Origin of the sequence: Enterococcus sp. DIV2385, assembly GCF_051711925.1 — a bacterium.
Lineage (GTDB): Bacteria > Bacillota > Bacilli > Lactobacillales > Enterococcaceae > Enterococcus > Enterococcus faecalis.
This window is the reverse complement of record NZ_JBIONV010000001.1, coordinates 2714513-2728492: the sequence shown is the minus strand read 5'-3', so window position 1 is coordinate 2728492 and position 13980 is coordinate 2714513. Positions and strand designations below refer to the sequence as shown.

General features: G+C 39.2%; 12 protein-coding genes. 8 read left to right on the top strand and 4 right to left on the bottom strand.

Going from position 1 to position 13980, the window contains the following annotated elements; translation table 11 throughout:
• Positions 1–10 precede the first annotated feature (10 nt).
• The 7 genes from gor (at position 11) to IGM04_RS13095 (ending at position 6850) form a co-directional block, all read left to right on the top strand.
• A complete protein-coding gene (gor, locus tag IGM04_RS13125; RefSeq protein WP_002354732.1) occupies positions 11–1360 on the top strand; it encodes a glutathione-disulfide reductase in 1350 nt (449 codons plus the stop codon).
• A 197-nt stretch (positions 1361–1557) separates the two neighbouring features.
• Entirely contained in the window at positions 1558–1920 is a 363-nt protein-coding gene (gene folB, locus IGM04_RS13120) for a dihydroneopterin aldolase (protein WP_002354733.1), read from the top strand.
• The gene (gene folK / locus IGM04_RS13115; protein ID WP_086318113.1) at positions 1921–2406 is read left to right on the top strand and encodes a 2-amino-4-hydroxy-6-hydroxymethyldihydropteridine diphosphokinase; all 486 of its coding nucleotides are present in this window, start codon (positions 1921–1923) and stop codon (positions 2404–2406) included. It abuts the gene before it with no gap.
• The gene (folE, locus tag IGM04_RS13110; protein ID WP_002383148.1) at positions 2400–2969 is read left to right on the top strand and encodes a GTP cyclohydrolase I FolE; all 570 of its coding nucleotides are present in this window, start codon (positions 2400–2402) and stop codon (positions 2967–2969) included. The genes folK and folE overlap by 7 nt, the downstream gene beginning before the upstream one ends.
• Before the next feature lie 3 nt (positions 2970–2972).
• Positions 2973–3566: a non-canonical purine NTP pyrophosphatase gene (locus IGM04_RS13105; RefSeq protein ID WP_016632925.1), complete on the top strand. Its 594-nt coding sequence runs from the start codon at positions 2973–2975 to the stop codon at positions 3564–3566.
• The gene (gene folP, locus IGM04_RS13100) at positions 3559–4350 is read left to right on the top strand and encodes a dihydropteroate synthase (protein ID WP_086318114.1); all 792 of its coding nucleotides are present in this window, start codon (positions 3559–3561) and stop codon (positions 4348–4350) included. The genes IGM04_RS13105 and folP overlap by 8 nt, the downstream gene beginning before the upstream one ends.
• A 454-nt stretch (positions 4351–4804) precedes the next feature.
• On the top strand, positions 4805–6850 hold the full coding sequence (locus IGM04_RS13095) for a hypothetical protein (RefSeq protein WP_370684190.1): 2046 nt from the start codon (positions 4805–4807) through the stop codon (positions 6848–6850).
• 1548 nt (positions 6851–8398) lie between these two features.
• Here IGM04_RS13095 and IGM04_RS13090 read toward each other — a convergent pair.
• The 4 genes from IGM04_RS13090 to IGM04_RS13075 form a co-directional block, all read right to left on the bottom strand.
• The gene (locus IGM04_RS13090; protein ID WP_002358954.1) at positions 8399–9385 is read right to left on the bottom strand and encodes a polyprenyl synthetase family protein; all 987 of its coding nucleotides are present in this window, start codon (positions 9383–9385) and stop codon (positions 8399–8401) included.
• A 37-nt stretch (positions 9386–9422) separates the two neighbouring features.
• Positions 9423–9980 (bottom strand): Gx transporter family protein, encoded by a 558-nt coding sequence (locus IGM04_RS13085; protein ID WP_002354743.1) that lies wholly within the window; start codon positions 9978–9980, stop codon positions 9423–9425.
• Positions 9981–9991: 11 nt separating this feature from the next.
• The gene (locus tag IGM04_RS13080; RefSeq protein ID WP_002354745.1) at positions 9992–10414 is read right to left on the bottom strand and encodes a NusG domain II-containing protein; all 423 of its coding nucleotides are present in this window, start codon (positions 10412–10414) and stop codon (positions 9992–9994) included.
• Between the two features lie 217 nt (positions 10415–10631).
• Positions 10632–12578 carry an NAD(P)/FAD-dependent oxidoreductase gene (locus IGM04_RS13075; protein WP_002354747.1) on the bottom strand — a complete coding sequence of 649 codons (1947 nt, stop codon included), beginning with the start codon at positions 12576–12578 and terminating at the stop codon, positions 10632–10634.
• 277 nt (positions 12579–12855) lie between these two features.
• Between IGM04_RS13075 and pplA the strand changes: the two genes are divergently transcribed.
• Positions 12856–13785, top strand: coding sequence for an extracellular electron transfer flavoprotein PplA (gene pplA, locus IGM04_RS13070; RefSeq protein ID WP_002368513.1), 930 nt, complete (start codon positions 12856–12858; stop codon positions 13783–13785).
• Positions 13786–13980: the final 195 nt, after the last annotated feature.

Genomic DNA, 13980 nt, shown 5'->3' with positions numbered 1-13980 from the left:
GCCAGAATAAATGAAAACCTATGATTATATTGTTATTGGTGGCGGTAGTGGCGGGATTGCTTCTGCTAACCGCGCAGGAATGCACGGAGCCAACGTCCTTTTAATTGAGGGCAACGAAATTGGTGGGACCTGTGTCAACGTTGGTTGTGTGCCTAAAAAAGTCATGTGGCAAGCCAGCAGCATGATGGAAATGATGGAAAGAGACACAGCAGGCTATGGGTTTGATGTTGAAATCAAAAATTTTAGCTTTAAACAATTAGTTGAAAATCGTGAAAAATATATTGACTTCTTACATGGTGCGTATAATCGTGGTTTAGACAGTAACAACATTGAACGTATCCATGGTTACGCTACGTTTACTGGGGAGCAAACAATTGAAGTCAATGGGACAGAATATACGGCGCCGCACATTCTAATTGCGACAGGTGGTCGTCCGAAAAAACTAGGTATTCCAGGAGAAGAATATGCCTTAGATTCAAACGGCTTCTTTGCATTAGAAGAAATGCCAAAACGTGTGGTCTTTGTCGGTGCGGGTTACATCGCAGCCGAATTAGCAGGAACCTTACATGGCTTAGGCGCAGAAACACATTGGGCCTTCCGTCATGAACGACCATTACGAAGCTTTGATGACATGCTTTCTGAAAAAGTCGTAGAACGCTATCAAGAAATGGGCATGCAAATTCATCCGAATGCAACACCAGCTAAAATTGAAAAAACGGCGCAGAATGAGTACGTTATTACATTTGAAAATGGTGAATCAATCACGACAGATGCCGTGATTTTCGGGACAGGCCGTCAGCCGAACACGGATCAATTAGGCTTAGAAAATACGAAAGTAGCACTTGATGAAAAAGGCTACGTCAAAGTAGATAAATTCCAAAATACCACGCAAAATGGCATCTACGCAGTCGGCGATGTCATTGGTAAAATCGACTTAACGCCAGTCGCGATTGCCGCTGGTCGGCGCCTGTCTGAACGCTTATTTAACGGACAAACCGATTTATATCTGGATTATAACTTGGTGCCAACGGTGGTCTTTACCCATCCACCAGTTGCGACAATTGGCTTGACGGAAAAAGCAGCGCTTGAAGAATATGGTGAAGACCAAGTGAAAATCTATCGCTCTAGCTTTACGCCAATGTACTTCGCTTTAGGAGAATATCGTCAAAAATGCGACATGAAATTAATCTGTGTCGGCAAAGAAGAAAAAATTGTCGGTTTGCATGGCATCGGCATCGGTGTTGACGAAATGCTACAAGGCTTTGCAGTCGCTATTAAAATGGGCGCGACCAAAGCAGATTTTGATAATACTGTTGCGATTCATCCAACAGGCTCAGAAGAATTTGTAACAATGCGATAAAAGGCGAATAAACCCCAAAAAAGAGCGTTGCTGATGCAACGCTCTTTTTTGAATACACAAGTTATACTATTGGATTCATAAAAAGTAATTTTTTATATCATACTAATAACCACTTTTCCATCTTTTAACTACTGACTTTTCCAAGAAATATGCTATGATTAAAAAAATTAGCAAAACAGAGGGTAGGGAGTTAGAGGATGGATAAAATTAGAATCAACAACTTGAAATTTTTCACAAAAAATGGTGTTTTGGCAGAAGAAAAACGTCTAGGACAGCAAGTAGAAATCGACCTTGAAATGCAGTTGTCGTTAGCTGAGGCAGGGCGAACAGATGATGTCACCCAAACCGTCAATTATGCCGAAGTGAATGAATTGATTGCCCAACGAGTAAACAATCACTCGTACGATTTAATCGAAGGTTTAGCGAGTGCTATTTTAGATGATATTTCCGCAGATTATCAAGAACAATTGAACAAAATTATCATTAAAATTAGAAAATATAGTGTGCCGATGCCCGGCCTTTTTGACAATATTGAAATTGAAATGGAGCGAGAAGTATAGATGATTGGCTATGTAGCATTAGGTAGTAACGTCGGCGATCCGTACGCAAATTTAGTGAAAGCCCGCAATTATTTAAACGAAGACCCGCAGATTCAGGTCGTGGCTTCTTCAAAACTTTATGAAACGGATCCTTACGGCTATACAGACCAAGATGATTTTTTGAACGCCGTATTGAAAATTGATACTAGCTATACCGTTGAAGAGTTATTGGCTGTTACCCAAGGGATTGAGCAAGTAATGAAACGTAAAAAATTAATTCACTGGGGTCCGCGGATTATTGATATTGATATTTTATTATTAGGGGAACAGTCAGTCGCGTTGCCCCACTTACAAGTTCCTCATCAAGAATTAACAAAACGGTCATTTGTTTTGATTCCCTTAAGTGATGTTTACGCAGAGGAACAATTATTGGGTACGCCAATAGCTACGTGGATTCAGCGCAGTGGCAATCAAGAAGAAGTGCGAGTAAGCGAAAAGGAATGGTAGAGATGGAGCAGGAAAAACAAGCGCAAATTGAGCAGGCAGTTACCACAATCTTAGAAGCAGTGGGGGAAGATACTCAACGGGCAGGACTCATTGATACACCCAAACGCGTAGCTAAAATGTATGCAGAAGTTTTTAGTGGATTAACCGAACCTGAATTTGATGATTATAAATTATTTGATAGCTTAAATGAAGGCGAAATGGTTCTAGTAAAAGATATTGCCTTTTATTCAATGTGTGAACACCATTTATTGCCATTTTATGGAAAAGTACATGTCGCTTATCTGCCAGAAGGTGGCAAAGTATTGGGACTAAGCAAGTTACCAAGATTAGTAGAACATTGTGCCAAACGTCCCACAGTTCAAGAAGATTTAACAGTGACAATTGCCCGCAAACTCCAAGAAAATATTCCCGTCAAAGGCATTGCAGTAGCCATTGAAGCGGAACATATGTGTATGACGATGCGCGGAGTGAAAACACCACAAAGTAGCACCAAAACATTTCAATTTACCGGACTATTTAAAGAACAAGAGTGGAAAAATCAATTTTTAATGGAGATACGTTAGAAAATGGAAATCATTGTTGGCACGAATAACCAAGGTAAGTTAAAAGAAATGCAATCAGGACTTAAGGACCCCGCTATTCAACTTGTCTCTTATCGAAAGTATACAACCAGTCAAGAACAACCTGCAGAAACTGGCACTACGTATGCTGAAAATGCTTATCTAAAAGCTCGCTTTTTCCAACAATTAATCGGATGCCCAGTGTTAGGTGATGATGGCGGCTTAACATTAACTGCTTTTCCTGATTTATTAGGTATTCATACAAGCCGCTTTTTCCATTCAGCCAATCCGGAAGAACAGAACCGCGAACTGTTGCACTTATTTGAAGGGCAACAGTCGACCCGAGAGTTAACCTTATCAGCCACGTTGGTCTATGTACTCGATGACGACAAACTGTTGCAAACGGAAGCCACTTTGACTGGTGAATTAGTTGAACCGCGCGGTACAGGCGGTTATGGCTTTGATCCGATTATTTATTTACCAGACCGAGGCAAAACCTTAGCGGAGTTGTCCACGAGTGAACGAATGAAGATAAGTCCTAGAATGCGGGCTTTACGAAAGATGATTCAGCAGATAAAGGAGCAATGTGACAATGATTGATTTAAAAAAGAATTACCAAATTATGGGAATTGTCAACACGACTCCCGACTCTTTTTCTGATGGCGGTAGCTACACAACGGTTGACGTGGCCTATCAACATGCGCTTCATCTACTAGAAGCGGGGGCCGATATTTTAGACATTGGCGGCCAATCCACACGTCCTGGCTACGAAGAAGTTTCTCCACAAGTTGAGGCAGACCGAGTATTACCATTAATAAAAAAAATACGTGAGACTTCTCTAGCGCCGATTTCTGTGGATACCTACTATCCCGAAGTAGCGGAAGCCGCGATCCAAGCTGGCGCCACAATGATTAATGACATCAAAGGATTAGACACTCTGGGGATGGCAGAAGTCCTCGCACAATATCCTGAAATCCAAGTTGTGATTATGCATTCCAGAAAACACCAATCCCTTTCTTTAAAAGAAGAGTTGCACCAATTTTATACAGAAAAAATTGAACAATGCCAAAAATACGGCCTTTCCTTAGAAAAAATTTGTTTCGATCCAGGGATTGGCTTTCATAAAACTGTCGCAGAGAACCTTCAACTGTTAAAAGATCCTAACGCCTTTCGCTACCAAGATTATCCGTTACTATACGGCGTTTCTCGCAAACGAACCATTGGCGCTTTAACGAACGAACCAGAACCAGCCAACCGTGATTTTGGTTCAGCCGCTGCTTCCTTGTATGCAGCACAACAAGGCGTAGAAATTTTACGTGTTCATAATGTCCAAGGCTTAAAACAAACATTTGATGTCTGGCGAGCATTGTCGGAGAAGGAGTAAGGGCAGAACAATAAACTAAACAGACCGACCATCTTTTTTGATGGTCGGTCTGTTTAGTCTATTGCTAAAATCAGTAATAAAAAATAAACCTGTCATAACTTTTACCGAAGGTTGATTATAATTAAAGATGACGTCTTAAACGTTCGCAACCTAATAAACGGCAGAAACAGAACCAACGCCTTCGGAACTAATTGGTTCTGTCCTGACCTCTTCATGTTTATCGTGTTTATTATGCTAAGTTGAAACGGGAAAGTCGATTGTTAAATAAGCTTTCGTTTTTTAGGTATTTTTAAGAAATATTTTAGAGTAGATACAGCATAGAAATTCTATTACAATTGTCTTTGGATCTTCAAATAATATCAATTGTTATTTAATATTTATTTTATTTTTTACAAGTAAAAGTAAGGAGGTTGTAATCTCAATTGAAAAAACATAACTATTTATTGATTTTATTGTGGATATTGGAGGGATCTTTTTAGGAGTTGAAAAAGTAGAGGCTGCTCCTAGACCATTAACAGAACTGGGCTATTTCCATTGGGCAAATCAATCGATTACACCAGCGGCAAACACATTTATTATGCATTACGGCGAAAATACATCCGTCGAACCAATTGAAGGCGAAGTGTATTCAAACTACATGGCAGTTAGTCGAACGACAAATAAAAGTAAAGCATTAGTAAAAAATGTGGGGTTCTATGAAGGAAAAGCAGTTAATTTATTAGTTACATTACAACGGAATAAAAGTAATTTGGATGGAGGATCAATTAGTTTTACTGAAAGCTATTTTTTAGGAATTACGATTAAAGGCGAAATGCTGGTTACCTATGATTTTGTTGATAATGATGGTCAGCCCTTAACGATAAAAACAGCATTTAATTACTATGGGTTAAATTCAAACAAATATGTTGGCTATAAAAACCCTGGAACGATAATTGATGCCTTATATGCGGAAAATCCTACACATATTCTTTACGATACGTGGGATGGCGGAGACGATGATTATTGGTTATATCTAAAAAACGTTACTGCAGGGGTACCTTGGCGGGACCCTCGCCAGCGTTTTGAAATGACGACCAAAAGTATTTCTACTGTTACGTTTGTAGTCCACAACAATGACACAACGCCGTCATCCATTGTTTACTTTACGGATTTTTTGGCAAAACCAGAATTTCCACCAGCCTACGCAATGGATACTTATTTTGAAAATGCAGAGACGGCTGTTTGTTTAAATGTGCAACAGACCATTCCCAATATTGATCAGTGGACAAAACCTAGTCAAATGGTTGTAAACGTTAACCTGAACCAAGTAAATCAAACAAAGCAATATCAATTTGACAAAGTCTTAGTTACAGACTTTAAAGGAGAAGATTTAACGGATTTATTTACTAGCCAAACAGATGGTGAAAATGTCCAAATTATGACAAAAAATCTGTCAGATAGTCGTCTCTACGATACCGTATTACAATATAAAGTTTACTTGAAATGGCAAGGGACTCAAAATCCAGTCGATACGGCGCTCATTTCAAATGGAAAATTAGACTTGCCGTTTAGTGCAAGAACTCTTTTAGATGGAGAAAATTTAGAGGAAACGACTGCTACATCCAGTGTGAATTATGTGGGGAAAGCAACGACTGTGTTTTTAAATGAACAAGATAATGCTATTCATGAACCAGTCACAAAAGAAGGGATTTTAACCACGCCTTTTGACTTGTCTAATCAGTATCCCAAAATAGCTGGCTATGAACCAATTAAGACCCAACAAGATCAAGGAATGTTTCTTCCAGAGGAGCAAACAATTATTCATCGTTATCGTGAAAAGAAGTTATTACAATTCAAATTGATGGATGAAGAAAATCCGCTATTGGTCTCACGTTTTACAAATCAGCGAGAAGTTACTTTTTCATTTTCTCATGATCCATCAACCAACATAACTTTAATAGCGAAGTGTGGCACAGAAGAAAAAGAATTAAAAAAATATGTAGATGCGCCAGAATCGGTTGTTGATAAAGTTACGTATACTTTTCCTGAACATTGGTTGAATCGAGAGGTTTTCTTTTATATAAAAGATGAGAACAATCAAGAGTCAGAAAAAGACAGTCGGACTCTTCAAAAAGAAGCTGGGCCCAAGCTCATTTTACCTGATACAATCAATTTTGGTGTGAATGAAATTCCCGCAACAGAGACAATGATTCCTTCTATTACAAATAAAGAAATCCGCATTGAAGATACAAGCAAACTTGATAAAAGTCGGTGGACAATTAAAGTAAAAGAAGAACAACCGTTAAAGAACGAAAACGGTGAGTTACTCGACAAAAGAATAAGTTATGGTGAGAAGAATCAGCGTGTTCTAATTAATGCAGATAGCCAACCTATTTTGCAAGGAAGCGGCAACGCTACCGCTAATTTGACCAAACAACTTCAGTTGACGATTTTTCCTTCTGATCCAGTCGGAAGGTATAGTGGAGTATTGCGATGGTCTCTGGAAGATGCGCCAGAATAAAACCTTTTTTCTAGATCTCTCTGGGGCTCCTACTTTTTTAAAGAGAGCGCCTTCTAACAAAGTGCAAATGTGTTATACTACACAAGTAGGAAGTTTATGACGGTGGCAATTTCTCAAAAAAGGGGGACTGCCAATGTTTTTGCTTGTTCGCTTTTTCCCTAGAAAGGAATAGCAGTGACTGTCTTTGAAGCATTGATGCTTGCGATCGCTTTCGCAACGTTAATTGTCAAAATCAGTAATAAAAACGACAAAAAATAAACCCGTCATAATCTTTAGCCAGGATTAACGGGTTTATTTTCTAATTAATTCAGCTACCGTCTTAAACGGTCTACCAGAGAGCGTATGTCTAGTACGCTCTCTTCGTGTTTATTATAGCAAGTTGAAACGGAAAAGTCGAATAGTAAATAAAAAAAGTAAACGTATTCCAGTAAGGGATAAATGTGTTATACTACACAAGTAGGAAGTTTATGACGGTGGCAATTTCTCAAAAAAGGGGGACTGCCAATGTTTTTGCTTGTTCGCTTTTTCCCTAGAAAGGAATAGCAGTGACTGTCTTTGAAGCATTGATGCTTGCGATCGCTTTCGCAACGTTAATTGTTAAAATCAGTAATAAAAACGACAAAAAATAAACCCGTCATAACTTTTAGCGAAGATTGACGGGTTTATTAACCAATAAATTAAAGCTACCGTCTTAAACGGTCTACCAGAGAGCGTATGTCTAGTACGCTCTCTTCGTGTTTATTATAGCAAGTTGAAACGGAAAAGTCGAATAGTAAATAAAAAAAGTAAACGTATTCCAGTAAGGGATAAATGTGTTATACTACACAAGTAGGAAGTTTATGACGGTGGCAATTTCTCAAAAAAGGGGGACTGCCAATGTTTTTGCTTGTTCGCTTTTTCCCTAGAAAGGAATAGCAGTGACTGTCTTTGAAGCATTGATGCTTGCGATCGCTTTCGCAACGTTAATTGTTAAAATCAGTAATAAAAACGACAAAAAATAAACCCGTCATAACTTTTAGCGAAGATTGACGGGTTTATTAACCAATAAATTAAAGCTACCGTCTTAAACGGTCTACCCGAGAGCGTATGTCTAGTACGCTCTCTTCGTGTTTATTATAGCAAGTTGAAACGGAAAAGTCGAATAGTAAATAAAAAAGTAAGCGTATTCTAGGAAGGTATAAATGTGTTATACTACACAAGTAGGAAGTTTATGACGGTGGCAATTTCTCAAAAAAAGGGGGACTGCCAATGTTTTTGCTTGTTTGCTCTTTCCCTAGAAAGGAATAGTAGTGACTGTCTTTGAAGCATTGATGCTTGCGATTGCTTTCGCAACGTTAATTGTCAAAATCAGTAATAAAAACGACAAAAAATAAACCCGTCATAACCTTTAGCGAAGATTGACGGGTTTATTTCCGTATTAAAATCAAGCTACCGTCTTAAACGGTCTACCCGAGAGCGTATGTCTAGTACGCTCTCTTCGTGTTTATTATACCAAGGTATCACCTAAAAAGCTAGCCGCTAAATCCTCAATAGGATCCAGCGGCTTTTTTAATTTTCTCTTGTCAAAATCGTTTGTGTAATTTCATACAATTGTTCTTTCGCTTGGGCCTTTGTTTCAGGAAGTTTGCTGATTTCTTTCAGCGCTTTTTCTGTGTAATGAGTGGCTAATTGTTGGGCCTTTTCTACGCCACCTAGTTCATGGACAAGACGATAAATTTCCTGTGTTTCTTCATCGGTCAAGGCTTCTTTTTTCATTAAAAGTGGCAACAAGACTTCACGATTGGCTTCAAGTGCATAAATCAAGGGCAAAGAATACACGCCTTGACGTACGTCTTCTAAGACGGGTTTGCCGATAGCATCGGCAGTTTGTGTATAGTCCAAAATATCATCAATAATTTGAAAAGCCAGTCCGATATTTTCGCCGATTTCACCACAACGTTTGGCAAAACGTTGGGAGGTGCCACTTTCATAGGCACCGACAAAACAACTTAGCGCAAACAATTCCGCTGTTTTCCCGGAAATATTTTTTAAATATTGGTCAATCGTTACCTCGAAATTATAGCGATTGTCCATTTGACCAAGCTCACCAGTCAGGACTTTTTCCATACTGCGCGAATTTAATTGAATGCTTTTTAATGAAGAAGAATAATCAGATAAGAGCTTGAAGCAGCAAACAAAAAGATAATCGCCTGTATACACGGCTGTGCTATTTCCAAAGCGCGAACGCAATGTTGGCAAGCCACGACGCGTATCGGCTTCGTCGACAATATCGTCGTGAACTAACGTGGCGGTATGCAGTAATTCAATGGAAGCCGCTAACGCTGTCGCCTTTTTAGGGTCCCGCTGTTCACCAAAATAAGAGAACAACAGTTGGTAGGCTGGACGTAGCAATTTGCCGCCAGAATGAATCATGTCATGGACAGCAGCTTGAATCTCTTGATTATCGATTTGAACCGCTTGTTCCATCAAGCGAAGAGTAGTTGTTAATTCTTTTGATAACGTAGGATAGGTATTCCACATAGGATGTATATTCATAAGATGACTCCTTTAATTGTGGCGGACAGGTTTTCAATTAGAAAAATTGACTCCACTTATGTTTCGTTGTTTGTTCATAATTCAGTTGGAATTTTCGTAACGTCTGGACATGTTGTAGTAAATAATTAGCGGCAATCCCAATGGCAATCCCCGAGAGTAACCCAAACAGAGATAAAAATGGTAAGTACAGCATCGGCGCCCACGAATGAGCAAAGAAAGAGGTCGTTAGCAACTGACCAACGTTGTGTAAGAAACCACCAACGGCACTAATCCCAATAATGCTGACCCGTTTTGGCCCCAGCTGCTTGACAAGCAACATGCCGAAATAACTTAATAAGGCACCACTGGCACTATAGAAAAAGGTCGAAAGTGTGCCGCCCAGTAATGTCGTTAAAATCAAACGTAAACAGACCAGGAAAAAACTATCACGCTTACGCATGGTGAAAATCGCAATAATGGTAATTAAATTTGCTAGACCGAGCTTTGCCCCAGGAGCAAATGCGAAAGGGTAAGGAATCATATTTTCGATTAAACCAATAATGACCCCTTGGGCAACGAGCATAGCAATATAAATATTCTTGTGTAATTTGCTCATAGTTGTCGTGCTTAATAAATTAAGCTACCGTCTTCACTCCCATCAGAAGCTTCCACGGTGATAAACAAATTGTGGGGCAGACAGGCAATCGGGGTTTCACCAGGTTTGGAAATCCAGCCTCGTCGAACATCCACTAAGTCAGCACAGTTGGCTTCCTTCACGCGGATACGATCACCATCTACTTCAATCAGGTTGTAATCACCGTCTTTTGCTTCGTATTTATATGTATAATGCGGGCCGTCCTTTTTTAAGTCAAAGACTTTGATTACTTTGTTGTCTACTTTCAAGACTGCTTGATACGTAGCCGCTTCTTGACCACGGTTTTGCATGGCAAAAACAACAAGGGGCAGAAAAGAACCAAGAACTAAAATAGCAATAATAATAACGTCCCATGTTTTCAAGCGACTTTTCTTAATGAATTCTTTGATCGTCATTTTCTTCTCTCTCCTTTGGTGTTTTTTTCTTGTCTATCATAACACAGTGAACGGAAAAGAAGTATTCTTTTCCAGTTGAGCCACCATATTATATAAAAGAAAATATGTGGGACAAAAGTCATGCTTGACTGCTGTCCCACATACTAAATCCTATGATAGTCAGCTGGAGACATGTGTCTCAGCTTTTGCTCGTAGTTGTCAATCGATTATCGATTGCTTACTTACCGCCGTATCTAGCTTTCGGGGTACCATACCACGCTTTACCAAGTTTGCGTTGAATCCATGGAATTACCCAGCGGTCTAAACCGACAGCACGGCCTGAACCGTTCATCAAAGCAAAAGCGACAAAGATAAACCAGATATTTACCCAATAGAACATGCCAGATAAACAGAAGGCAATTGTTAAACCAATTGTAGCAGCACTTGATAACCAAGTGAATAAACCAGCAATCAATGCTAAAGCAATACATACTTCAACGATTGTCATGAATTTTTGCATGAACAAAGCAACTTCTTGGTTTGGCATCATAAATTTCATTACGCTTTCGAACCATTTAGGCATGTGATCAAACACTTGCATTGGTGTTTCGCCGTAAGCGTAGCTTAAACCAAAGTGCGCTGCTTGTGTTGCCGCATCGGCACCACCGCTTGCCGCCGCATCCGCCGCACCACTTGCAGCAGTTGTTGCTGTTTCAGTTGCTTGAGAAGCACCTGTTGTTACTTGTTCTTGTAACCAAGGGAATGGGAAAACGACTTTATCTGTGAACCAAGAACCATCACCAAACCAAGTGCTTGGTTTCAAGTAATCGCCGTTGCCGACAATTTTCTTCATTGATTCGACTAACCAAACCATACCATAGAAGACACGTAGCGGAACACTCCACAAGACATTGCCGTAACGAGACGTATGTCCGCGAGCAACAGAACGATCATCTTTAATATGGAAGATTTCGTGCATAATGTATTGGAACATATAGTAACCAGAACGAATATCAAAGAAGTATTTCAAGTTAACGATATGTTTCATAATGATGGCTAAGAAACCACTCAAATGAATTTTATCGAATAAGTTGGCAACGCCCCATTTCGCGCCGATGGAAACCATGAATCCTTGGTAGTTTCCTTTAAAGGCGTGTTTTTCGCCGCCTTTAATATCTGCAACGATGTTGGCAGCCGCAGTATGACCTGTTTGTTCAGCTGCTTGAACGATTTGAGGAGTTGGTGTATTTGGTGTTTCTTCGTAATAAACCAAGTCACCAATGATATAAATGTTTTTGTCTTCGTAACCTTTTGCTTGCATGTATTCATTCGCAACTAAACGACTACCACGTGCTGCTTCTAAACCAAAGTCAGCGGCATCAGAAGTTGCTTTCACACCAGCTGTCCAGATTAACGTATGCGTTGGTACTTCAGAACCATCTTTTAATTTAATGTGATCTGCTGCAACTTCAACGATTGGTGAGTTCAATAATAATTGAACATTTTTCTTTTCTAGATAACGTTCTGCTTTGGCAGCATCGTTACGAGATAACATGTTTAAGATGGTTGGCATTGCTTCAACAACCATTAATGTAATTTCGTCTGGATCAATTTTGGCATCTTTTGCTAAACGATCTTTCCAGTCGATTAATTCGCCGACCATTTCGATCCCAGTAAAACCAGAACCACAGACAACGAATGTTAACATTGCTTTGCGTACTTCAGCATCTGGTTCGATGGCTGCTTTAGCAACGGTTGCTTCAATGTGATGACGAATTTTCACTGCATCATCAAATGACCATAAGGTGAAACCATTTTCTTTCACGCCTGGTGTTCCAAAGTCGTTCGGTTCGCCACCCATACCCAGAATTAACTGGTCAAATGGATAAGAACCTGCTAAAGTTTTCACAACTTTGTTTTCTTTGTCGATTCCAGTAACAGTATCTGTTACCAATTTTACGTTTTTCTTGCGTGAGAACAAACGTTGTAAGTCGTATTGAATTGCTTCTGGTTCAACACGTCCGCCTGCTACTTCATGCAATTCGGTCATCATAGTGTGGTAAGAATGGCGATCAATCAATGTGATTGTTACGTCCGTATCTTTTTTAAATTTCTTTGCTAGAAATTTAGTAGCTGAAACGCCAGCATACCCAGCACCTACAACGACAATATTTTGCTTTGTCATTGACAATCCGCTCCTTAATATTGTAAGTAGTAAAATAGTGATAATGATTAATAAGTACACAATCGACTAACATTATATAAGTATTTCACGAATTTGTCTAATATAAATTTTAATTGTCAACAAATTTACTCCAACGATGAGTTTTTGATGAAAAAAAGACCGAAATGTAAATATTTTTAGGGGATGGTCTTGACAACGTTTTTAAAACCATTATAATGTGTAATGTATCACAAACTTTTAATGTTTGTGAAAATCATGAAAGAAAAGGTGACTATCAATGAAAGTGAATAAATTTGTTAAAGGTTTTGCGGCAATTGCATTATTTAGTTTAGTATTAGCAGGCTGTGGCGCAGACAAGAAAGACAACACAACGAACTCTTCTAGCGCAGCATCTTCAGAAACGAAAAAATCAACTGAATCATCAGCACCAGCGAAAAAAGTTGCCGGTGGCGATTTAAAAGATGGTACGTATAAATTAGAAGAAAAAAATGAAAAAAATGGTTACCGTGCAGTCTTTGAAATGACTGTAAAAGACGGAAAAATCACTGAATCTAAATATGACAACATCAATGCTGACGGCAAATCTAAAACAGAAGACACTAAGTATGAAGAAAGCATGAAAGCAAAATCTGGTGTTGGACCAAAAGAATACATCAAACAATTAAACGATTCTTTTGTTAAAGCACAAAGCGCAAGCGGTGTGGAAGTAGTAACTGGTGCGACTCATTCATCTGAATCATTCCAAAACTACGCACAACAATTAATCCAAGCAGCACAAGCTGGTAACACAGACACAATCGAAATCGACAATGGGGCAACATTGAAAGATGGTACGTACTCATTGAAAGAAAAAAATGACTCAAACGGCTACCACACAACATTCTCAATGACTGTAAAAGATGGTAAAGTGACTGAATCTAACTACGATAACGTGAACGCTGACGGCAAATCTAAAAAAGATGACACTGAATACGAAAGCAAAATGAAAGACGTTGCTGGCGTTGGACCAAAAGAATATATCGAAACATTAAACAAAGAATTTGTTAAAGCAATGGGCGAAGAAGACGGCTCACCTGCAGGTGTTGAAGTAGTAACTGGTGCAACACACAGCACACATTCATTCATCAACTACGCACAACAATTAGTGAACGCTGCTGAAAAAGGCGACACAACTGAAATCGTTGTTGACAACATCGTAACAAAATAAGTAATAATAAATGAATCGTGAAGTAGTTCCTGAAATGCTTTTCAGCAATTACTTGACACCATTGAGGGGTTGGGAAAAAGTCGGTTGGCTGACTTTCCCGCCCCTTTTTCTTCGCTAGTTCTGTCCATCATTTCACAAATTTTTTCACAGAAATTTGTGAATTTCCAAGAGAAAGACTTTTCATTTTTTCCAAAA